The sequence below is a fragment of the Flaviflexus huanghaiensis genome, from assembly GCF_014118685.1.
Lineage (GTDB): Bacteria > Actinomycetota > Actinomycetes > Actinomycetales > Actinomycetaceae > Flaviflexus > Flaviflexus huanghaiensis.
In genome coordinates this window covers 25,024-46,009 of the sequence record NZ_JACFAK010000014.1, presented here as the reverse complement: position 1 = coordinate 46,009, position 20,986 = coordinate 25,024, and the positions used below count along the sequence as shown (strand labels likewise).

The 20,986-nt window shown below is 61.7% G+C and carries 23 protein-coding genes; 6 read left to right on the top strand and 17 right to left on the bottom strand.

The genetic code is table 11. From position 1 onward, the window contains the following. Positions 1 to 2 precede the first annotated feature (2 nt). Positions 3 to 1,856, bottom strand: a complete 1,854-nt coding sequence (gene glmS, locus H7E91_RS09895; RefSeq protein WP_182354935.1) for a glutamine--fructose-6-phosphate transaminase (isomerizing) — start codon at positions 1,854 to 1,856, stop codon at positions 3 to 5. 52 nt (positions 1,857 to 1,908) lie between these two features. On the opposite strand from glmS, the gene coaA reads away from it, so the two are divergent. From coaA to H7E91_RS09870, 5 genes are all read left to right on the top strand, one after another. Then, positions 1,909 to 2,862, top strand: coding sequence for a type I pantothenate kinase (gene coaA / locus H7E91_RS09890; protein ID WP_182354934.1), 954 nt, complete (start codon positions 1,909 to 1,911; stop codon positions 2,860 to 2,862). A gap of 33 nt (positions 2,863 to 2,895) precedes the next feature. Next, positions 2,896 to 3,789, top strand: coding sequence for an alpha/beta hydrolase fold domain-containing protein (locus H7E91_RS09885; RefSeq protein ID WP_182354933.1), 894 nt, complete (start codon positions 2,896 to 2,898; stop codon positions 3,787 to 3,789). Between the two features lie 234 nt (positions 3,790 to 4,023). Next, entirely contained in the window at positions 4,024 to 5,409 is a 1,386-nt protein-coding gene (locus H7E91_RS09880; protein ID WP_182354932.1) for a ribulose-bisphosphate carboxylase, read from the top strand. An 8-nt stretch (positions 5,410 to 5,417) separates the two neighbouring features. Continuing rightward, on the top strand, positions 5,418 to 6,455 hold the full coding sequence (locus tag H7E91_RS09875; RefSeq protein WP_182354931.1) for an FIG domain-containing protein: 1,038 nt from the start codon (positions 5,418 to 5,420) through the stop codon (positions 6,453 to 6,455). 8 nt (positions 6,456 to 6,463) lie between these two features. After that, positions 6,464 to 7,372 carry a phosphoribulokinase gene (locus H7E91_RS09870; protein ID WP_182354930.1) on the top strand — a complete coding sequence of 303 codons (909 nt, stop codon included), beginning with the start codon at positions 6,464 to 6,466 and terminating at the stop codon, positions 7,370 to 7,372. 94 nt (positions 7,373 to 7,466) lie between these two features. Here the strand turns inward: H7E91_RS09870 and H7E91_RS09865 are convergent, their stop codons facing one another. The 5 genes from H7E91_RS09865 to truA all read right to left on the bottom strand — a co-directional run bounded on the left by H7E91_RS09865 (position 7,467) and on the right by truA (position 11,698). Beyond that, a complete protein-coding gene (locus tag H7E91_RS09865; protein ID WP_182354929.1) occupies positions 7,467 to 8,144 on the bottom strand; it encodes a DedA family protein in 678 nt (225 codons plus the stop codon). A 9-nt stretch (positions 8,145 to 8,153) separates the two neighbouring features. Further along, complete coding sequence (gene glmM, locus H7E91_RS09860; protein ID WP_182354928.1) at positions 8,154 to 9,500, bottom strand: phosphoglucosamine mutase; 1,347 nt, start codon at positions 9,498 to 9,500, stop codon at positions 8,154 to 8,156. 181 nt (positions 9,501 to 9,681) lie between these two features. Continuing rightward, entirely contained in the window at positions 9,682 to 10,170 is a 489-nt protein-coding gene (rpsI, locus tag H7E91_RS09855; RefSeq protein ID WP_182354927.1) for a 30S ribosomal protein S9, read from the bottom strand. Positions 10,171 to 10,207: 37 nt separating this feature from the next. After that, positions 10,208 to 10,651, bottom strand: coding sequence for a 50S ribosomal protein L13 (gene rplM / locus H7E91_RS09850; RefSeq protein ID WP_182354926.1), 444 nt, complete (start codon positions 10,649 to 10,651; stop codon positions 10,208 to 10,210). Positions 10,652 to 10,792: 141 nt separating this feature from the next. Continuing rightward, positions 10,793 to 11,698 carry a tRNA pseudouridine(38-40) synthase TruA gene (truA, locus tag H7E91_RS09845; protein ID WP_182354925.1) on the bottom strand — a complete coding sequence of 302 codons (906 nt, stop codon included), beginning with the start codon at positions 11,696 to 11,698 and terminating at the stop codon, positions 10,793 to 10,795. Between the two features lie 44 nt (positions 11,699 to 11,742). Between truA and H7E91_RS09840 the strand changes: the two genes are divergently transcribed. Continuing rightward, on the top strand, positions 11,743 to 12,516 hold the full coding sequence (locus tag H7E91_RS09840; protein WP_182354924.1) for an ROK family protein: 774 nt from the start codon (positions 11,743 to 11,745) through the stop codon (positions 12,514 to 12,516). A 61-nt stretch (positions 12,517 to 12,577) separates the two neighbouring features. Here H7E91_RS09840 and H7E91_RS09835 read toward each other — a convergent pair whose 3' ends face one another. The 11 genes from H7E91_RS09835 to secY form a co-directional block, all read right to left on the bottom strand. Then, on the bottom strand, positions 12,578 to 14,272 hold the full coding sequence (locus tag H7E91_RS09835; protein WP_182354923.1) for a CAP domain-containing protein: 1,695 nt from the start codon (positions 14,270 to 14,272) through the stop codon (positions 12,578 to 12,580). Positions 14,273 to 14,433: 161 nt separating this feature from the next. Then, positions 14,434 to 14,775 carry a cupin domain-containing protein gene (locus H7E91_RS09830; RefSeq protein ID WP_182354922.1) on the bottom strand — a complete coding sequence of 114 codons (342 nt, stop codon included), beginning with the start codon at positions 14,773 to 14,775 and terminating at the stop codon, positions 14,434 to 14,436. A gap of 154 nt (positions 14,776 to 14,929) precedes the next feature. Continuing rightward, positions 14,930 to 15,466 (bottom strand): 50S ribosomal protein L17, encoded by a 537-nt coding sequence (gene rplQ / locus H7E91_RS09825; RefSeq protein ID WP_182354921.1) that lies wholly within the window; start codon positions 15,464 to 15,466, stop codon positions 14,930 to 14,932. Positions 15,467 to 15,487: 21 nt separating this feature from the next. Next, on the bottom strand, positions 15,488 to 16,489 hold the full coding sequence (locus tag H7E91_RS09820; protein WP_182354920.1) for a DNA-directed RNA polymerase subunit alpha: 1,002 nt from the start codon (positions 16,487 to 16,489) through the stop codon (positions 15,488 to 15,490). Between the two features lie 77 nt (positions 16,490 to 16,566). Then, positions 16,567 to 16,965: a 30S ribosomal protein S11 gene (gene rpsK, locus H7E91_RS09815; protein ID WP_126042193.1), complete on the bottom strand. Its 399-nt coding sequence runs from the start codon at positions 16,963 to 16,965 to the stop codon at positions 16,567 to 16,569. Positions 16,966 to 17,009: 44 nt separating this feature from the next. Continuing rightward, a complete protein-coding gene (gene rpsM / locus H7E91_RS09810; protein ID WP_182354919.1) occupies positions 17,010 to 17,378 on the bottom strand; it encodes a 30S ribosomal protein S13 in 369 nt (122 codons plus the stop codon). Between the two features lie 121 nt (positions 17,379 to 17,499). Further along, complete coding sequence (gene rpmJ / locus H7E91_RS09805; protein ID WP_126042189.1) at positions 17,500 to 17,613, bottom strand: 50S ribosomal protein L36; 114 nt, start codon at positions 17,611 to 17,613, stop codon at positions 17,500 to 17,502. A gap of 53 nt (positions 17,614 to 17,666) precedes the next feature. Continuing rightward, entirely contained in the window at positions 17,667 to 17,888 is a 222-nt protein-coding gene (gene infA / locus H7E91_RS09800) for a translation initiation factor IF-1 (protein WP_182354918.1), read from the bottom strand. Between the two features lie 296 nt (positions 17,889 to 18,184). Continuing rightward, entirely contained in the window at positions 18,185 to 19,012 is an 828-nt protein-coding gene (map, locus tag H7E91_RS09795; protein ID WP_206680412.1) for a type I methionyl aminopeptidase, read from the bottom strand. Beyond that, complete coding sequence (locus tag H7E91_RS09790) at positions 19,012 to 19,578, bottom strand: adenylate kinase (protein WP_182354917.1); 567 nt, start codon at positions 19,576 to 19,578, stop codon at positions 19,012 to 19,014. Before H7E91_RS09790 ends, map begins: the two co-directional genes overlap by 1 nt. Further along, complete coding sequence (gene secY, locus H7E91_RS09785) at positions 19,575 to 20,861, bottom strand: preprotein translocase subunit SecY (RefSeq protein WP_182354916.1); 1,287 nt, start codon at positions 20,859 to 20,861, stop codon at positions 19,575 to 19,577. The genes H7E91_RS09790 and secY overlap by 4 nt, the downstream gene beginning before the upstream one ends. Positions 20,862 to 20,986: the final 125 nt, after the last annotated feature.

Genomic DNA, 20,986 nt, shown 5'->3' with positions numbered 1-20,986 from the left:
TGCTACTCCACTGTGACTGACTTCGCCAGGTTCCTCGGCTGATCGACATTGAGCCCCTTCTCGGTCGCGAGCGCCAGGGCGAAGATCTGGAGCGGGACGACGGACACGAGTGGGTGAAGAAGTGTCGGGGTTTCGGGGATGCGGAAGACCGCGTGCGCGAACTCGTCGACAGCGGTGTCGCCTTCCTCAGCTATACACAGGACCCGGGCTCCCCGAGCGCTCACCTCCCGCAGGTTGGACATGACCTTCGCGTGCAGGAGCGGGCGCCGCGGCGTGGGAACGATGAGGAAGACTGGCTGGCCGTCCTCGACGAGGGCAATCGGGCCATGCTTGAGCTCGCCAGCTGCGAAGCCCTCGGCGTGAATGTACGCGAGTTCTTTGAGCTTGAGTGCGCCTTCGAGCGCGACTGGATATCCGACATGGCGGCCAAGGAAGAGCACGCTTGTCACGTCTTTCATGTCCCGTGCGAGGGCCTTAATCTCGTCCGCACGAGCGATGACCTCGGCAACCCGGTCCGGCATTTTCATGAGCTCATCAAGGTAGGTGACGACCTCATCGGAGTACTTGTTGCCCCGCAGTTGGGCAAGATAAAGACCGAGCAGGTAAGCAGCCGTGATCTGAGCAACGAACGCCTTCGTCGAGGCAACCGCCACTTCCGGGCCAGCATGCGTGTAGAGCACCGCATCAGATTCGCGGGCGATCGTCGAGCCATGCGTATTGACGATGGCGAGGATCTTCGCTCCCTGATCCTTGGCGTGGCGGATCGCCATAAGAGTGTCCATCGTTTCGCCCGACTGGGTGATCGCGACGACGAGCGTCTTCTCAGACACGACAGGATCGCGGTAGCGGAATTCGTGGGCAAGCTCGACCTCGACAGGGATGCGGCACCAGTGTTCAACCGCGTACTTCGCGACATGACCCGCGTAGGCAGCGGTGCCGCAGGCGACGACGATGATCTTGTCTATGCGGCGGAGGATGGATTCGTCGATGCGCAGTTCGTCGAGCTGGAGGGACCCAGACGGGCTCATCCGACCAAGGAGCGTATCGCGCACGGCAGATGGCTGGTCGTGGATTTCCTTCTCCATGAACGTGTCGAAGCCGCCTTTGACGGCAGCATCAACATTCCAATCCACATGGAACTCGGCACGGTCGACGGGGGTCCCGTCGAAAGTCTGGATCGAGACGGAATCGGGCCTGATGGTGACCATCTCGTCCTGACCCATCTCAATAGCGCGCTGAGTCCTGCTGACGAATGCAGCAACATCGGAGCCGACGAAGTTCTCTCCGTCTCCCAGACCGACGACAAGAGGTGCGTTGCGCCGCGCCGCGACGACGGTGCCGGGGCTGTCCGCGGCGACGGCGACGAGCGTGAAGGATCCTTCGAGCTCTCGGACAGTCATCCTCATCGCCTCCGTCAGGTCGCCCGTGTCCGCGAGCGCAAGGGCAAGCAGGTGGGCGACAATTTCGGTGTCGGTTTCCGAAATGGGCTGGATGCCGCGCTCGGCGAGCCCCCGAGCAAGCTCACCGTGGTTCTCGACGATGCCGTTATGAACAACGGTCACGCGACCATCGAAGGACATGTGGGGGTGGGCGTTGGCGTCCGTTGGGCTACCGTGAGTGGCCCAGCGGGTGTGACCGATGGCGGTCGAGGTTGGCGGTAGCGGGTGTTTGTCGAGCTCATCGAGCAACCCCTGGAGCTTGCCAGCCTTCTTCACCTGGACAATCTCGCCGTCGGCGACAATGGCGATTCCGGCCGAGTCATATCCGCGATATTCGAGGCGCGCCAGGCTTTCGAGAACGACGTCCACTGCTCTGGCCGAGTTCTCGCCACCTGCATACCCTATGATTCCGCACATCTTTTTGAACTCCTGCCTGATGGTTCGCTTCTGGGGTGCCAGACTATAGGACATGACCTTGACCCCGGCCATGGCACCGCTGGATCCTTTCCTCCATCTTACTCGGCAGCAGTGGGAGTCCTTAGCTCTCAGCACACCCCTACCTCTGCGCGATGAGGAGGTGGAGCGGCTCAAGAGCCTCGGTGACCCCCTCGACCTCGAGGAAGTTGATGCGGTCTATCGTCCGTTGTCGGCCCTCATTCAGCTTCATGTCGAGGCCGCCCAACGCCGACACGTGCGCGTGACCGAGTTCGTGAAAACAAGGCCCGAGCACACGCCGTTCGTCATCGCGGTGGCGGGGTCTGTTGCCGTTGGGAAGTCGTCGACTGCGCGACTCCTGCAAGTTCTGCTCGAGAGGTGGCCGTCGACGCCGAAGGTGGAGCTTGTTACAACCGATGGTTTCCTCCTGCCGAACGCGGCGCTGGAGGAGCACGGTCTCATGCAGAGAAAGGGCTTCCCGGAGTCCTATGATGTCGGCGCCCTGATCCGATTCATGCACTCAATCAAAGCGGGGATATGCCCGATCGACGTGCCTGTCTACGACCACGTCACGTACGACATCGTTCCCGGAGCAGTGCAAACCGTCGATTGGTGCGACATCCTCATCGTCGAGGGGCTCAATGTGCTCCAACCAGCGCGGCTGAGCGCTAGTGGCCAGCTGACGGCCGTGTCGGACTATTTCGACCTGTCAATCTATGTCGACGCCGACAGCTCACATATCCGCGACTGGTACATCAAGCGGTTCATCGACCTGCAGTCCACCGCATTCGCGAATCCGCTCTCCTATTTCAGTCGATATGCGGACCTGTCGGAGACCGAGGCGCGGGAGACCGCCTTGAGGATCTGGAGCACCGTCAACGAGCCCAATCTCCTCGACAACATTAAGCCGACTCGTTCGCGGGCAACCGTCATCCTTCGTAAGGGCCACGACCATCGGATGAAGTCCGTTCATCTGCGAAAGGGCTAGAATAAGGGAAAGGAGGCGTGTCGAATGGATGGAATGACGAGGCCTGATCGGTGGCTGGCTGCGTGGGCGATACAGGCGCGCACCCGCCTCACCGGCGGATCCTCCGTCCCTGCGCCCTCTCGCCCGGTGAGCTCCTCCCACATGACCATTCCGACCCGACACGGGCAGGTCAGCGCACTCGTCTATCGCTCTTTTGGAGATGCTGCGCTCGCCGGGGATGATCTGCGCCGCCCGCCACTTCACCTCCAGCTTCACGGCGGCGGTCTCATCGGTCGCGCGGTGCGCGAAGACGAGCACATCTGCCGCTACCTTGCAGCGGACACCGGGGCGATTGTCGTCAGTCTCCACTACCACGCAGCACCACAGGTGTCCTACCCCGTTGCCGAGCATGAGTGCTTCGACGCGCTCACGTGGGCACTGTCGAGTGCGAATCAGTTCGGATGGGACCGCCACCGAGTGACGGTCGGTGGGGGCGGTTCAGGCGCAAAGCTTGCGATTAACACCGCCCAGCTCGCCTATGAGAAGGATATCCACCTCACCGGTCTCATCGCCTCATCTCCTGTGCTCGACTACACGCGTAGTGACAGGGACACCGACGTCGAGAAGCCGAAGCACGGTCCTCGCATGCTCGCTTTTGTCATGGACGCCTACTTCCCCGACGCTGGGACGCGAACGCAGCCGCTCGCGAGCCCCGCCTATGATCTGGCATTGGTCAAGAAGCTGCCCCATACCCTCATCCAGGTCGGCTCCCTCGATTGGCTGGCAGAAGACGGCCGTGCCCTCGCGGCGTCGCTCAGCAGAGCATCGCGTCCCCACACGCTGACGGAATATGAGGCACCGAGTGGATTCACGGTGCGCGGTGACGAGGCGATAATGACGGCTGCCATCGAAGAGCAGGCTCGCTTCATCCGAGAGCTCCACTCCTAAACCGTCTCACATACCGGACACAGCCGCGTTGCGACTGGTCGACAGGCTGGATCTGTCGGGGACCCGAAGTCGGAAATCTGACAGACCATGACAAATCGCTGGGCCTTTCATCCCACACTTGTCTCTATGTGACGTAGCTCAAGTCCAAGGTCCCTGGGAGTTGCAAAAACGGGCAGTTAACATAGCAAGAATTCTCAAACTGGGAAGAAATGCTGACCATTCAGGAAGGTTCCCATGGATCAATCATCACGTTACCTCGACCTAACTCTCCGGGAGGAGGATCTGATCGCGGGCGGAGCCCACATTCTGTGCGCCTATCGGCTCAAGCCGAAAGCCGGTTTCGGGTTCCTCGAAGCCGCCGCACACTTCGCGGCTGAATCCTCGACCGGAACCAATGTTGAGGTGTCGACGACAGACGACTTCACGAAGGGCGTCGACGCCCTTGTTTACGTTGCCGACGAGAAGAACGAAGATGTCCGCATCGCCTTCCCGCTCGAACTGTTCGACCGCAACATGACGGACGGAAGGATGATGATGGTCTCCTTCCTAACGCTCACGATCGGCAACAACCAGGGTATGGGCGATATTGAACACGCGAAGATGTACGACTTCTACGTGCCGCGCAGTGCAATCAACCTCTTTGACGGTCCCTCCGTTGGGCTGAAGGAGCTGTGGCGCGTTCTTGGCCGTCCGGTAGAGGACGGCGGCTACATCGCCGGCACGATCATCAAGCCGAAGCTCGGTTTGAGGCCTGAGCCGTTCGCGGAGGCCGCCTATCAGTTCTGGCTCGGAGGCGACTTCATCAAGAACGATGAACCCCAGGGCAACCAGGTGTTCGCACCGCTCAAGGACACCATCCCTCTCGTCCGCGACGCCATGAGGCGGGCGATGGACGAGACCGGTGAGGCGAAGCTGTTCAGCGCCAACATCACGGCCGACGACCATGCCGAAATGGTTGCACGAGGCGAATTTATTCTCGAGACGTTTGGGCCGGATGCCAACAAGGTTGCTTTCCTCGTCGACGGCTACGTCGGTGGGCCCGGCGCGGTGACAACTGCACGCCGCTGGTTCCCGAACCAGTTCCTTCACTACCATCGTGCGGGCCACGGTGCGATCACGTCCCCCAGCTCGAAGCGAGGCTACACCGCTCACGTTCTTGCGAAAATGGCCAGACTCCAGGGTTCCTCCGGCTACCACGTCGGGACCATGGGATACGGCAAGATGGAGGGCGTTGCCGACGACCGCGGGATCGCCTACATGATCGAGCGAGACTCGGCTGACGGCCCCGCCTACCACCAGGAATGGTACGGAATGAGGCCGACAGCTCCCATCGTGTCCGGTGGGATGAACGCGCTACGTCTGCCTGGGCTGTTCACGAACCTCGGGCACGCCAACATCATCAATACCGCGGGCGGAGGCTCATACGGCCACATCGACGGCCCCACAGCGGGCGCACGTTCACTCAAGCAGGCGTACGAGTGCTGGCGAGCAGGGGCCGATCCACTCGACTGGGCTCTCGAGAATCGTGAGTTCGCACGCGCATTCGAGTCCTTCCCCGGCGACGCGGACGCAATCTTCCCGGGCTGGCGCGAACGCCTGGGCTCAGCGGCGATCGACTAGGAGGCAAGATGACGCGAACGTTCACCCAATACCTCCTCGAGGTCACCGACCGGGACGACAAGCACCCCTACGTCCATGTCCTGTCCTGCGTCGGGATCTCACTCAAGCTCATGTCCGCCATCGTGAGCCGCGGCTGCCTCGTTCAGCGGCCCGGCGGCGATGACAGTTGCTCTGACGCGACGGAGACGAATCGGATCATCCAGGAGGCGGCAATCGACGCCATCCTCGGACAGGCCGCGAGCTGCGAACAGCTTGCCGCCATCTCGTTCTCAGGCGACCCGGAGATTCACCAGTTCTCGGAAGATGGTCCGTGCCTGCTTGCCATGGATGTTCTCCATCAGGCGACGACACTCATGGAGAACCAGCCGATCGGCGTCGCGTTCTCCATTATGGGCCGAACAGCACAGGGTCCGGTCGCGGTGGAGGAGTTCCTCCGGCCCGCGTCCGACATCCTGTGCTCCGGTGTGGCCCTGTTCGGTCCGGCCTCGGTCCTCATCGTCACGACGGGTGCCGGTGTCGACGCTTTCACGCTCGACCGCGATGTTGGGAACTACGTTCTCACGACAACCGACATCACGCTCCCCGCGCGCTCAGACGTTCTCGCCATCGACCTGTCGCATGCGGCGATGTGGCCTGCGCCGATCCGGCGCTACGTCGACGAGCGCATCCGAGAGTCGCAGGAGCCCGACGGGCGCCCGGCGATCATGAGATGGAACAACTCCGCTGTTCTGGGATGCTTCCGGGCGCTGTTCAACGGTGGCCTGTTCATGCTCCCGCGGACGAACGATCCACGGATGAGCGGAGTGCCACTCATCCACACCGCCGCCCCCATCACCATGCTCATCGAGCAGGCCGGCGGCGCGGCGACCGATGGGCAGGTACCGCTCTCGTCGGTCACTCCGACAGAGCTCGACCAGTACAGCCCCATCATCTTTGGTGCGGCTGCCGATATTGCCAGTATCGAGCAGTACGCGGAAGACCCGGACGCCTCCGAGGTTCGCTATCCGCTGTTCCAAAACCGCACACTCTTCGTTCGAGACCAGTAGGAGAGACCATGTCACGAAAACACCCCATCATCGCGATTACCGGATCGTCCGGAGCTGGTACGAGCACGGTGACAGAGACGTTTCAACAAATCTTCGCCCGCGAATCCATCAAGGCCGCGATCATCCACGGCGACTCGTTCCACCGTTACGACCGTGCGGAAATGCGCGCGATCCACAACGAAGCAATAGCGCGCGGCGAGAACCCGCCCAGCCACTTCGGTCCAGAAGCGAATGACTTCGAATCTCTCGAAACGCTCTTCGAGAACTACGGCACCGACGCGTCCGGCAAGGTGCGCTCCTACGTTCACGACGCCGAAGAGGAACGCCAGTTCGGGTGCCCGCCCGGCACTTTCACACCGTGGGAGGACATTGAGGAGGGCACCGATCTGCTCTATTACGAAGGACTCCACGGGGCGGTGAAGACAGATGAGGTGAATGTGGCACGCCATGTTGACCTGTGCATCGGCGTCGTCCCCATCATCAACCTCGAGTGGATCCAGAAGATTCACCGGGACCGCAGCGCCCGCGGCTACACAACCGAAGCTGTGACGGACATGATCCTTCGCCGCATGCCGGACTACGTCAACTACATCTGTCCTCAGTTCAACAACACCGACATCAACTTCCAACGTGTGCCGATGGTCGACACGTCCAACCCGTTCATCACCCGCTGGATTCCAACCGCGGACGAGTCGATGACAGTCATTCGCTTCCGCAATCCTCGCGGCATCGACTTCCCGTACCTCGCCGCCATGATCCCCGGCTCCTTCATGTCCCGCGCCAACAGCATCGTCGTTCCGGGCGGAAAGACCGAGCTGGCTATGCAACTCATCTTCACCCCGATGATCTGGCGCCTTATCGACAAATCCCGTAAAGCACGCGGACTGCCCGGACTCGACAGCCGCGACCCCGCTTAAGTCACGTCACCCGGCGGCACACAACGCCGCACAGCTCGCAGGCGAAGGGCGATCCCCTTCGCCTTTTTGCTACGCGGATCGGGGCATCAATCGGTCAGTCGCCGCCGTCATCTAGACCTTCCGTCCATTCCTGGGCAGCGCGCTCGATCGCGTCGTAGCGTTCCGGGAAGTACCTGCGCTGAACGACGGTAATGATCTGGGATATGACGGCGCCAAGGGCAACTCCCCCTGCCACGCCGAACAGCACAGCGAGAAGCGGGTGGCCGTCGAGCGCGTGGGCGGCTCCGATGCCGATCGCCACGGAGTACGCCGCCCACATGGAGGCGGAGACGGCGTCAACGACGCTGAACGTAACCCGTGGGTATCCGATCGCCCCTGCCCCGAGGTTGACAGCGACGCGGCCGACAGGGATGAAGCGTGCGGACATGATGAGGATGGGACCGTGCAAGAGCAGGGCCCGACCCGCCCTTGCGTATGCGCGTGCACCGCGACCGCGGCTGAAGTAGCGGATCCTCTCGACGGGAATTCGCGCTCCGATTGTGTAAGCGATCTGATCGCCCGTGAACGCGCCAAGCGCGGCGACCGCCCAGAGCAGGCCGATGTGGGGGCCCTCCGATGTCACGGTCAGCGCGGCGAGAGCGATGACAATGGACTCAGACGGGAGGGGCGGGAAAAATCCGTCGATCGTGCACAGGAGATACGTGGCAAGAAGTGCGAACGGTGACGCTCCCGCAGCGATGACCCAGTCCTGGATCGCGGTGAAAGCCTCCAAAGCCGCTCGTCAGAAAGCCAGCCGGCGTTTGACGACGTCTGCCAGACTGTGGGCGACACGATCGGCCTCAGCTTGCGTCGCCGCCTCGACCATGACGCGGACAAGGAGTTCCGTTCCGGAGGGACGGAGTAGCACGCGGCCTGTGTCTCCGAGGCTTTTTTCGGCAAGGCGCACCTGCTCGAGAAGTTCCTCGTCGGTATGGGCGCGCCGCTTGTCCACTCCTCCGACATTGACGAGCGTCTGAGGTAGCCGCTTGACATAGCCAGCCAGGTCCCGCAGGGTCGTTCCGGACTTGGCAACCTGTTCGGCAAGGAGGACGGCGGTGAGGATTCCATCGCCCGTCGTTGCATACTCGGACGCGATGACGTGGCCAGACTGTTCGCCGCCGAGCGTGTAGCCGTTCTTCCTCATCGCCTCGAGGACGTATCGGTCGCCAACTGCGGTCTCCACCATCGAGATCCCGCGTTGCCTGAGAGCAAGCTTGAGCCCGAGGTTCGACATGACGGTGACGACGAGCGTGTCGTCGACGAGCGTCCCCTCATCCTGCATACCGGCCGCGAGCACCCCGAGGATCTGATCACCGTCGACGAGCTCACCCGTGTGGTCAACGGCCAAGCAACGGTCAGCATCACCGTCGAAGGCAACTCCGAAGTCGGCCTCCGACGCGACGGTTAGCGCCCTGAGCTGGTCTGGGTGGGTGGAACCACACCCGTCATTAATGTTCTTGCCATCGGGCGCGCAGTTGATGACGACGACGTCCGCACCGGCGCGGCGGAGCGCCTCGGGGCCGAGAGCGCTGGCGGCACCATTGGCGCAATCGACCGCAATGCGCAGATTCGACAGATCGGCTGAAATTGCTCCGGACAGATGGTCAAGATATTCGCGGCTTGCGACTTCATAGTCGTCCGTGATTCGACCGACGCCGTCGCCGACAGGGCCCAACCTGGCCTCGTCGAGACTCGCCTCGACCGCGTCTTCGGTCGTGTCCGCCAGCTTGTACCCGGTGCTGTCGAAGAACTTAATGCCGTTGTCCGGCATGGCGTTGTGGGACGCGGAGATCATGACCCCCAGGTCATATCCGTCCTTCTTCGTCAGGTATGCGATCGCCGGGGTGGATACGACGTCAACGTGGACGGTATCGACACCGGCAGAGGCGAGCCCCGCCGCCATGGCCTGAGCGAGCATGGGGCCAGACTGCCTCGTGTCTCGGCCGACAATAGCCCGGGGACGCTCAGTCGATTCGCGGTTTCGCAGGAGCACCCCCGCCGTCGCCGCTCCGAGCCTGAGAGCCAGATCGGCCGTCACGTCACGATTAGCCAAACCTCGCACACCGTCGGTCCCGAACAGTCGACCCACCTTAAACCCCTTCCGGATGATTCACCTTCCCAATGTACCGCAGGAGCCAGGCGTGCCATGACGAACTAGGCATTGGCGGATAAGCGTCACAGTCCGACCGTCAGGGATCGCGGTCACCATCTTCCGCTTCAGCGGAAAAAGCTCACCCCCGTCGAAACGGGGGTGAGCAGGAAAGAAAAGATCAGCGCTTCGAGAACTGCGAAGCCTTGCGGGCCTTCTTAAGGCCTGCCTTCTTCCGCTCCACGGCGCGAGCGTCGCGAGTGAGGAATCCAGCCTTCTTAAGTGCCGGGCGGTTGTGATCGCGATCGATATTGTTGAGCGCACGGGCAATGCCAAGGCGCATGGCGCCGGCCTGCCCGGAGATGCCGCCGCCATCAATTCGAGCGATGACGTCGAAGCGACCCTCAATGTCGAGGAGCGCGAACGGCGAGCGAACGAGCTGCTGGTGCAGCTTGTTCGGGAAGTAGTCTTCAAGTTCGCGGCCGTTGATCAACCACGAGCCCGAGCCGGGCACGAGGCGGACGCGGGCGACGGCCTGCTTGCGGCGGCCAAGTGCCTGGCCGGGGGCGGTAAGGGACTGGCCCTGACCTGTCTCGGGAGCATCGCTGCTCACTGTATAGGAGCTCGGGACGTCCTCGAGCTCAATGTCTGCTGCGGTAGTCTCTGCCACAGTTCTCCTTCAAAAGTTCCTGGTCCGTGCGGGACGGTTACTGAGCCACCTGGGTGAGCTCGTAAACCTCGGGGCTCTGGGCCTGATGCGGGTGCTCTGCACCTGCGTAAACCTTGAGCTTCTTGATCTGCTGGGCGGCAAGGCGGTTGTGCGGCAACATGCCCTTCACAGCCTTCTCCACCGCGCGCTCGGGGAACTTCACGAGGAGCTCCTCGTACGACATGGCGCGCAGACCGCCCGGATATCCCGAGTGGTGGTAAGCGAACTTCTGCTGGCGCTTGTTGCCGGTCAGGCGGACCTTCTCGGCGTTGATGATGATGACATGGTCACCAAGGTCGGCGTTGGGAGCAAAGTTCGGCTTGTGCTTCCCACGGAGCAGGGTGGCAACCTGAGCTGCCAATCGGCCGAGCACAACGTCAGTGGCATCAATGACATACCACTTTAAATCAACGTCGCCGGGCTTAGGTGTATACGTACGCACGGGCTATGCCTTCGTTTCTGTCTGGGGGGAATCTGTTCGCATGGCTCACGGCCAGACGTCCGCCCAAGTAAATGGAATAAATCTTGTCTCCGCTGTCGTCGTAGCGCGAGTGGGAGCGCGCACAACACAACTTGAAACACTCTAATCGCAGCAGGCAAGAGGGTCAACGTGAGCGGCACCCGGTGTGAGAGGGTTCTCACGGACTTTGCGCGCCAACTCCGCCTGCTCAGCGTACCTGCTCGCCTCAGGATAGTCGACGCCTTCGAGGGTGAGTCCGTGCGCCGGAGCGACGATGACTCCGGCGCTACGCTCGCGTTCCACAAGGCGCGTATGAGCCCACGTTGGATCCCGCCGGCCGCGCCCAATCTCGATGAGTGTTCCGACGATCGACCGAACCATCGAATGACAGAACGCGTCGGCCTCGAGGTCGACAACGAGGAGACCCGTGTCAGGGCCGTTCTGCGGGCGGTGGACATCAAGTCTGCGCAGGGTGCGGATCGTTGTTGCACCGGCGCGCGGCTTGCAGTAGGAGAGGAAGTCGTGCTCACCGAGAAGGCGGGCGCCTGCCTGAGACATGCGGTCCGCGCGCAGCGGCTCGGTGTGCAACGCCCTGTTGCGAGCGAAGACATCGGGCACGAGGCGATCGTCAATCCGATACCGGTAGCGTCGTCCAACAGCCGAAAACCGGGCATCGAACTCGGGGCTCGTTACCTCCGCTCGGGCGACGACAATGTCCCCAACCCCGCGGGTCCTCTGACCGCGGGCGAGCACCCCGGTAAGCCGCGTGAGGAGCGCGGCACCCGGTGTCCTCGAAGACCGTCCGGGTACAACTCGCCACGTGTCATCGGCGATATCGAAGTGCGCGGTCTGCGCCGCCGCGTGGACGCCAGCGTCTGTCCTACCCGCGACCGTCAGTTTGATCTGTGCCCGGAGAACCGTCTCCAGCGCCTCGGTCAGGACACCCTCGACGGTCCGCAAGCCCGGCTGGGCGGCCCAGCCGTGGAAACCGCTCCCGTCATAGGACAGATCAAGTCGAATCCGGTTCATCACTCAAGTCTGACACACGGCTCGACGGTGCTAGCGTCGTCCTCATGGAACGAAAGACTCTCAGTCCGCTCACACTCGGGGTGGATTGCGGTGGGGGCGGTATCAAGGCGACCGTGCTGGATGCCAACTCCAGGCAGCTCGCCCCTGCACTGCGTGAGCCCGTGCCCTACCCTCTGCCGCCGCACAAGCTCATCTCGATTGTCGCGGACATGGCCGAGCAGTTACCGGCCGCGGATCGGATCACTCTTGGGATGCCGGGCATGATCCGTCACGGGACTGTCGTCCACACGCCGCATTACATCTGCCGCTCGGGTCCCCGCACGAAGCCCGTCCCCGAACTGGTCGCGCAATGGCAGGATTTCGATATGGCGGCGGCGCTTGAGGAGCGCTTTGGTGCGCCTGCCCTGGTTCTCAATGATGCCGAGGTCGCCGCCGCAGGGGTTGTGACAGGCGAGGGCCTCGAGTTCTTCATGACGCTCGGCACCGGTCTTGGCACCGCGCTTGTCGACAACGGTGTTCTCTCCCCTCATCTCGAAATATCGCATGCGCCGATGCGTTGGGGGCTGACCTTCGATGACGTGCTCGGGGAGCATGAGCGCCGCCGACTCGGCGACTCCGCATGGTCGCGCCGAGTTCTTCGCGCGATCGAGCTCCTCTTCCCCGTGCTCCGTTGGGACACCCTCTACATTGGCGGCGGTAACGCCTCCCGCATCACCCCCGTCATCCGTTCCCGTATCGACGACGTCACATTCGTTCCCAACACCGCGGGCATGTCCTCTGGGGTCCAAGCCTGGTCGCTGTTCAACGAAAGCGACTAAGCATGGAGGGGAGCGGCACGCCGCTCCCCTCCATGCTGTACGAGCCGCCTCGCGATGGTCTCTAGCGCGTCCTCATGAGGCCCGGTGTGTCGATGCCGTTGCCGTTCCAGTCTCCGATGAGGAGAGGCTCCCCCGGTCGCCCGTAGACGACCTCACGCTCGGCGGAGCCACCCACGTGCCTGTTGTTGATGTACAGGGTGCTACCGCGCCTCAGGGTCACGGTGTCAAGTCGGTCGCCGTCAAAGTCGCCGATGATTGCCTCGTCGCCGAGCCTGCCATACGTGTATTCCCGCTCGGCAATACCTGTCGTGAGGCGGTTGCTAATGAAGAAGGTAACCCCGCGGCGAACACTGATGGTGTCGGTTCCCGTTCCGTTCCAGTCGCCGACGAGGATCTCGTCGCCGAGCCTGCCGTAATCGAACTGGTTCTCCGCGATCCCGCCTCGTAGCGTGTTGTTGAGGAAAAACGTGTTGCCGCGCCGCACCCCGAGCGAATCGGTGCGGTTTCCGTCCCAGTCACCGACGATGACATCGTCACCCACACGACCGTACGTAAACTGATGAGCCGGTGTTCCGGAGCTCAGCGCGTTGTAGAGATAGAAGGTGTTGCCGCGGCGTATTCCGAGCGTGTCCGTCCCGTTGCCGTCCCAATCCCCGACGATGACCTCATCACCGGGCACACCGAACTCGAAGACGACATCATCGGTGAGGGCTGCCCAGCTGTTCGTCAGCGTCGCGACGGCCACTCCGGGTGTCGTGGCGCCGGAACCGGGGGCCCCGGGGACCGTGATCGTCGACGTGTATGTCTTTCCAGTCGCGGTCTTCGCTGTCACAATCGCCGAACCCCCGCCCGTGGCACGCAGAGTACCGTCCGGCGATACTGTCACAACGTTCGCGTTCGACGTCGTGTACGTTGCGTGAACCGTCACAGGGATAGCCGGGATGTAAGAGAGAGACTTCGCCGTTCCGGTGAGCTCGACGCGGCCGGACGCGCCGGGGGCGAGAGTTGTCGGAGCCGTCATCTTCACACTCATGCGGTCAACGACGCTGTTGCTAGCAGCGGTCTGGAAACGGTAGGTGCCGCTCAGTCCCGTTCCCGTCTCAACGCCTGAGCCTGTCCTGTGCATCCAGCCGACGCTCACTCCACCCACCCGAGCGAAGCCGAATGCGGAATAGCGGGGGTTGATGAGATTGTAGAGGTGGCCCGTTGCGTTGTTGAAGGAGCCGTTATGGGCGATGAGGGCATCGCGTTCGCCCGCCCAGACGCCCCGCTGGACATCGGCGATCGCGGTCGCGATATTGGCTTGTGTCGTGATGATCTCGCCCGGCCAGCTCACTCCGACAGCTGCGTTCGAGTAGGAGCCGCCATCGGGACGCGTGTGGCCCCAATAGATATTTTGCTCGTAAGCCCTCTGAAGTGCGGACTTTTCGAGGCTGAGATCCCAGCGCACGCCGTTGATGTACTGGGAACGCGTGAGGTTGGCTTCACTCACGACTTGCCGTAGCGGTTTCCCGTTAAGAACGACTTCTGGATCGTCGTACATCTGCTCGCGAATGGACTTCACTGCAGCGAGCGCATCGGTGCGGATTTGCGGCTGGTTGACCGAAAGGTCGGTGCTGACAATTGAGCCACTGCCCGGGCTCGTTCCGAGCCCCGGGTCCGCCGCCGCTAAAGCGGTGGAAGACCCGATGATCATGAGCGACAGGGTGAGAAACAGAACGGTGAGCGCGTTGCCGGTGCGCTTAACGGCGGTCAAGAATCTTCCTCCGTGGATGGGGTGCAGGATGTCTCAATTCGATAACAAATCGAGTGCTACTCGCACGCTACCAGGTTGGTCGCCGTGAGGGGGCAAATTGTTTGTGTGAACACAACCCGTTATTTGGGATGTGGACTGCGTCCCTCAGTCGCCTCAAAGCTTCACGCGCCGTCGTGACTCCCCTGGCCCGGTATGCTCGTCACAGTCGTCAGAAGGAAGATCGAGTCTTCCACAGCCTTGACCGAATGCCTCTCATGCGTAAGAGCAATGATGCTGCCCTCACCAATTGGGGTCGACTCGACGCCTGAGACGATGACGTCTCCCTTGAGGACGAGGATCGAGGCAGCGGGCGGAGAATTGTGCGGGGCGAGTTCAATCCCAGCCCTCAGCGCAATCAGTGTCTGTCGGAGCGGGCCGTCGCTAACGACGATCTCGGCCTTACGCCCGTTGTCCGCCGCGATCGCGTCGTCGAGGAGCTGGTGGACCATCTCGTTGATTTTCATGGCTTTCCCTTCACCGGTGGTCAGTCCATTGCACCAGTTCGAGGCCATCCCTTCCACCGGAACTCCGAGAAGCACAAAAAAGGGGGCTCCGGAATGTACCGGAACCCCCTAGACATGACCTTCAGCAGGCCATCGGTTGCAGTGGCGCGACCTCTTACTCTGCGGACTCAGCCGATTCGGCAGACTCAGCCGATGCAGCGGAATCTGACGACTCTGCAGACTCAGCCGAATCGACGGACTCAGCAGATTCAGCGGACTCCTCAACCTCGTCCGAAACGGCTGCCTTCTCAGCTGCTTTCTCGGCCTCGGCGACGACAGCCTGCTTCGGTGAGACGGGCTCGGTCACGAGAGAGATAACGGCCATTGGCGCGTTGTCACCCTTGCGGTTGCCGATCTTCACGATGCGGGTGTAACCGCCCTCGCGCTCCGCAAACGTTGGGGCGAGTTCCTCGAAGAGGATGGCGACGGCCGAGCGATCGGTGATGTCCTTGAGGACGTCACGACGGGCAGCGGTCGTGCCCTTCTTCGCCTTGGTAATAATGCGCTCCGCGTAAGGGCGGAGGCGCTGTGCACGCTTCTCGGTGGTCGTGATCGAGCCGTGCTCGAACAGTGCCTTCGCGAGATTGGCAAGCATGGCCTTCTCGTGTGCGGCGCTTCCCCCGAGGCGGGGACCCTTAGAGGGCTGAGGCATGATGTCTCCTTGAAATGATGGTCAGTGGAGGTCGTCGCTGAACATAGACGAGCTGTAGGAATCGTCGTAGCCGCCAATGAAGCTACCGGGAGAATCCTTGAGCTGAAGATCGAGCTTTGCGAGCTCATCTTTTACGTCTTCGATCGACTTCGCACCGAAGTTGCGAATATCCAGCAGATCTGCCTCAGAGCGCAAGATGAGCTGGCCGATTGTTTCGATTCCCTCGCGCTGCAGGCAGTTCTGCGAGCGAGCGGGAAGATTGAGAATGGTGATGGGACGTTGCAGGTCTGACGACTGCGTCTCTTCAACCGGGGGCTCGCCGAGCTCAATGCCCTCAGCTTCGAGGTTGAGGTCGGCTGCGAGTCCAAAGAGCTCGACAAGGGTCTTGCCGGCGGAAGCGAAAGCGTCACGCGGACTCATCGACGGCTTGGTCTCGACATCGATAATGAGCTTATCGAAGTCAGTACGCTGTTCGACACGGGTCGCCTCGACCTTGTACGAGACCTGAAGCACCGGGGAGTAGATCGAATCCACCGGAATGCGACCGATCTCGGCGTCGGGATCCTTGTTCTGAGCGGCGGACACGTATCCACGACCGCGCTCGACAATGAGATCAATCTCGAGCTTGCCCTTCTCGTTGAGGGTGGCGAGAACGAGGTCCGTGTTGTGGATCTCGACGCCTGCAGGCGGGTTGATATCGCCCGCTGTGACGACGCCGGGGCCCTGCTTGCGCATGTACATCTGGACCGGCTCGTCATTCTCCGACGAGACGACGAGTTCCTTGATGTTAAGGATGATCTCCGAAACGTCTTCCTTCACACCCTCGATCGTCGTGAACTCGTGAAGAACCGAGTCAATCTTGATCGAGGTCACGGCTGCTCCCGGGATAGAGGAGAGCAGGGTGCGGCGAAGGGAGTTGCCCAGGGTGTAGCCGAAGCCGGGCTCGAGCGGTTCAAGAATGAACCGCGCCCGGTTGTCAGAGACGACTTCCTCAGAGAGGACGGGACGCTGTGCGATCTGCACGATGTATTTCCTTTCAGCAGTGACCGCTATATGACACTGCAGTTTGGAACCGGTGCCGGGTGGCCCGGGTCAAGCAATCAGACGCGACGACGCTTCGGTGGACGGCAACCGTTGTGGGCCTGCGGGGTGACGTCCTGAATCGACGTGACCTCAAGACCGTTGGCGGTCAGGGTGCGGATCGCGGTCTCGCGACCGGAACCCGGTCCCTTCACGAAAACGTCGACCTTCTTCAGGCCCGACTCCATGGCGCGGCGGGCGGCCGTCTCGGCGGCCAACTGCGCGGCGTACGGAGTCGACTTACGCGAGCCCTTGAAGCCCATCATGCCGGACGAGGCAGACGCGATAACGGCGCCGGTCGGGTCGGTGATGGTGACGATGGTGTTGTTGAAGGTCGACTTGATGTGGACCTGTCCATTGACGATGTTCTTCCGCATTGCCCGACGCGGGCGGGCGGTCGTACGTGACTTAGGGGGCATTCTTTACATTCTCCTTGAGATCATCGGTTCGCTGTCGCGAACTGCTACTTCTTCTTGCCGGCGACCGTGCGCTTCGGTCCCTTGCGGGTGCGGGCATTGGTCTTGGTGCGCTGACCGCGCACCGGTAGGCCGCGGCGGTGACGAAGGCCCTGATAGGAGCCGATCTCGATCTTGCGGCGAATGTCTGCCTGAACCTCGCGACGGAGGTCGCCCTCCACCTCGTAGTTCGCGTCGATGAAGGAGCGGATCTTGATCTGATCCTCTTCAGTGAGGTCCTTGACCCTCACGTCGGGCGAAACGCCCGTGCCGCCGAGGATCTCGTGGGCGCGTGTGCGCCCAATTCCATAGATGTACGTGAGTGCGACTTCGATCCGCTTCTCGCGGGGAAGGTCAACACCAGAAATACGTGCCAACGTTTACTCCTGTTGGTAGGCCGGAGGTGTGGAGCGCAGCCGTCCAGTTCCTGGTCCGAAGCCTCCGGGCTCCGGGTGCATCTGCTGCGCTTGTCGCGGGCTAACGCCCGCTGCCGGGGATTCAGCCCTGGCGCTGCTTGTGCCGTGGGTTTGTGCAGATGACCATGACTCGCCCGTGGCGACGAATCACCTTGCAGCTGTCACAGATCCGCTTCACGCTTGGCTTGACCTTCATGTCCAACCTTCTTTTGGCCCGGGAGACGTCCCGGGCGCGGTGTAGTGCGGGGTTTACTTGTAGCGATAAACAATTCGTCCGCGGCTGAGATCGTAGGGAGTCAACTCCACAACGACTCGGTCCTCAGGCAGAATCTTGATGTAATGCTGACGCATCTTGCCCGAGATGTGGGCCAGCACAACGTGACCGTTGCTAAGCTCCACACGGAACATCGCGTTGGGAAGCGCCTCGATGACGCTGCCTTCAACCTCGATGACGCCTTCTTTTTTCGCCATAACCCCCGCTAACGCAGTTAACTTTCGTTCCTATCAGCTGATAGGAGGTCGGATCTCGCACAGTGCGCGCAAAGTTCCGACTACTCAGTTTAGATGATACGCGGCGTGATGAGTAGTGCAGGCTGACGTGGAGCCGACCACATCGGCGGCGGCTTTCTCAACCAATTACGCGATCGTGAGCGGAGGTCATGCGTCGGGCCCTCGAGCTCCTGCCTCTCGCGCGGTAGCCACGCGCTATCGTCCAGATGACGGGTCTGTGGCGAGCCAGCTCGTCGGGGCGGGCGACGAGACCGGCGTCAGCCGAGCGGGACTGGTTCGACGCCGAACGGAGCGAGACCTGCCGCTCCCCCATCGGGTGCCGTTAGCACCCAGATGCCGCCACGATGAATAGCAACCTCGTGTTCCCAGTGGGAGGCGTGGGAACCGTCGACCGTGACAACGGTCCAGTCGTCTTCCAACACGCGGCTTGCGGGGTTTCCAGCGGTCAGCATCGGCTCGATGCAGAGCACCATGCCCGGCTTGATCTTCGCACCCTTGTTCTTCGCCCGATAGTTCAGCACATCGGGCGGCTGGTGCATCTGCGAGCCGATTCCGTGGCCCATGTACTCCTCAACGAGGCCAGGCCGGATATCCTCTGGGATTGAGTCAACATAGTCTTCGATTGCGGCGCCGACCTCGCCGACGTGCTTTGCCTTGGCGAGCTGGGCAATCCCGGTCCACATGGCTGTCTCTGTGAACTCGGAGAGCTTGCGATCGTCTTCTGACGCGTTCGGCATGAGAACGGTGATGCAGGCGTCGCCGTGCCAGCCATCGAGAATCGCGCCGCAGTCGAAGGAGACGATGTCAGAGTCGGTCAGGACCCGGTCGCCCGGGATGCCGTGAACGATTGTTTCGTTGACGGAGATACAGGCGTTGGCTGGGTAACCGTGGTAGCCGAGAAAGTTGGAGCGTGCCCCAGCTTCCTCCAGGACACGGCCCGCGATGAGGTCAAGTTCGCCGGTCGTCACCCCGGGTTTCGCGGCTTCCCTCAGAGCTTCGTGGATGTTGGCGACGACAAGACCTGCACGGCGGATCTTTCTGATCTCGTCGTTCGTCTTGTATTCAATAGGATCCCTACCGAACATCAGCGGTCCCGAAGCGCGTCCTGCAAACGCTGCTGGACTTCCTCAATCGTGCCGGTGCCATCGACGCGAGCCAGGATTCCGCGCTGGTCGTAGATCCGTGACAGCGGCTTCGTCTGCTCGGCGTACACGTCCATCCGACGGGTGATGACCTCAGCTGTGTCATCAGCACGGCCCTCGACTTGGGCGCGCTTGAGCAAACGCTGAACGAGCTCGTCTTTGTCCGTGACGAGCTCAAGGACAATATCGACAACGTGCCCCTGCTCTCGCAGGATTTCATCGAGCGACGCGACCTGAGCCAGCGTGCGTGGATAACCGTCGAGGAGGAACCCGTCTTGGGTGTCTTCCTGGTGGAGGCGCTCCCGCACGAGAGAGTCCGTGATCTCATCCGGCACGAACAAACCCTCGTCGATATAGCCCTTGGCTAACTTCCCAAGCTCGCTGCCCGCCACGACGTTGGCGCGGAAAATCGCGCCTGTCGAGATCTGCGGGATGTCGAACTTCTGGCACAGCAGCTGAGCTTGTGTGCCTTTGCCTGCGCCGGGAGCGCCAAGGATGATGATTCTCATCGGAGGAAACCTTCGTAGTGCCGTTGCTGGAGCTGAGCGTCGATGTCCTTCACTGTTTGCAGGCCGACGCCCACGATAATGATGATTGACGTGCCGCCGAACGCCATCATTGTGATGCCCATTTCGCTGAAGATCACAGTTGGGATGAGGGCGATCGTCGCAAGGTAGAACGATCCGACCCACGTGATGCGAGTGATGACGTTCTTCAGGTAGCGCGCTGTCGGCGCACCCGCCCTGATACCGGGAATGAAGCCGCCGTAGCGCTTCATGTTGTCCGCGACTTCTTCAGGATTGAACGTGATCGACGTGTAGAAGAACGCGAAGAAGATGATGAGGACGGCGAACGTCAGCAGGTACAGGAACGAGTTCGGCCGGTAGTTTACCGACAGCCACTGGACCCAGCCAGCGCTCTGGTCGCCGAACTGCATCGCCATTGTCGGCAGCGCGAGAAGGGAGGACGCGAAGATGACGGGAATGACGTTCGCCATGTTGATCTTGATTGGGATGTACGTCGTCGAGCCGCCGTACGTGCGCCGGCCGATAACGCGCTTCGCGTACTGCACGGGGATCCTGCGCTGTGACTGCTCAACGAAAACAACGACGATCGTGATTGCGAGGAAGAGTGCGAGGATGAAAATGAAGTTGCGAACGCCATTGTTCGAATTGAGAACCTGGGCCATAGAGGGCGGGAACGAGGCCGCGATACCCGAGAAAATGAGGATCGACATACCGTTGCCGACACCTCGCTCGGTGATCTGCTCGGCCATCCACATAATGAGGCCGGTGCCCGCTGTCATCGTCAGGATCGCCAGAAGGACCGTTCCAGCCGACATGTCCGGGAACGGATCGACGGTGCACCCGAGGAAGAGGGTCGAGTTCGCGACCGTCACAACGACTGCAGACTGCATGATGGCAAGTCCGATTGTCAGGTAGCGCGTGTACTGCGTAAGTTTCGCAGTTCCGGACTGACCTTCCTTGTGAAGCTCTTCGAAGCGAGGGATAACGACCCTCAGCAACTGGACGATGATCGACGCGGTGATATACGGCATGATGCCAAGCGCGAAGACCGACAGCTGGAACATGGCGCCGCCGGAGAACATGTTGATCATCGACAGAAGGTCAGCTGAGCCCGCCTCATTAAGGCACTGCTGAACGTTGCGATAGCTCACGCCAGGGGCCGGCAAGAATGTGCCGAGGCGATAAATGACGATGATGCCGAGCGTGAACAGCAGCTTGCGGCGCAGGTCCGGGGTGCGGAATGCCGAGACGAATGCGGAAAGCAAACTTCCTCCTTGGGGGTGTGGCCCCTGGGCCACCAGGATGGTGTGGCCCCGTGCGAGCCACAAGACAGTGTAGCGCGGTCAGTGTTCGTTTACGGCCGCTCGGTGAGTGCAACGAGGCGGGCCTA

Bases quoted from the DNA above. Each gene is read 5' to 3' on its own strand.
- rplQ (WP_182354921.1), bottom strand. From the start codon at position 15,466: ATGCCTCAGCCCTCTAAGGGTCCCCGCCTCGGGGGAAGCGCCGCACAC.
- map (WP_206680412.1), bottom strand. From the start codon at position 19,012: ATGTTCGGTAGGGATCCTATTGAATACAAGACGAACGACGAGATCAGA.
- truA (WP_182354925.1), bottom strand. From the start codon at position 11,698: ATGAACCGGATTCGACTTGATCTGTCCTATGACGGGAGCGGTTTCCAC.
- infA (WP_182354918.1), bottom strand. From the start codon at position 17,888: ATGGCGAAAAAAGAAGGCGTCATCGAGGTTGAAGGCAGCGTCATCGAG.
- H7E91_RS09790 (WP_182354917.1), bottom strand. From the start codon at position 19,578: ATGAGAATCATCATCCTTGGCGCTCCCGGCGCAGGCAAAGGCACACAA.
- H7E91_RS09885 (WP_182354933.1), top strand. From the start codon at position 2,896: ATGACGAGGCCTGATCGGTGGCTGGCTGCGTGGGCGATACAGGCGCGC.
- coaA (WP_182354934.1), top strand. From the start codon at position 1,909: ATGACCTTGACCCCGGCCATGGCACCGCTGGATCCTTTCCTCCATCTT.
- rpmJ (WP_126042189.1), bottom strand. From the start codon at position 17,613: ATGAAGGTCAAGCCAAGCGTGAAGCGGATCTGTGACAGCTGCAAGGTG.
- H7E91_RS09880 (WP_182354932.1), top strand. From the start codon at position 4,024: ATGGATCAATCATCACGTTACCTCGACCTAACTCTCCGGGAGGAGGAT.
- glmS (WP_182354935.1), bottom strand. From the start codon at position 1,856: ATGTGCGGAATCATAGGGTATGCAGGTGGCGAGAACTCGGCCAGAGCA.
- H7E91_RS09875 (WP_182354931.1), top strand. From the start codon at position 5,418: ATGACGCGAACGTTCACCCAATACCTCCTCGAGGTCACCGACCGGGAC.
- rpsK (WP_126042193.1), bottom strand. From the start codon at position 16,965: ATGCCCCCTAAGTCACGTACGACCGCCCGCCCGCGTCGGGCAATGCGG.
- H7E91_RS09870 (WP_182354930.1), top strand. From the start codon at position 6,464: ATGTCACGAAAACACCCCATCATCGCGATTACCGGATCGTCCGGAGCT.
- H7E91_RS09840 (WP_182354924.1), top strand. From the start codon at position 11,743: ATGGAACGAAAGACTCTCAGTCCGCTCACACTCGGGGTGGATTGCGGT.
- H7E91_RS09830 (WP_182354922.1), bottom strand. From the start codon at position 14,775: ATGAAAATCAACGAGATGGTCCACCAGCTCCTCGACGACGCGATCGCG.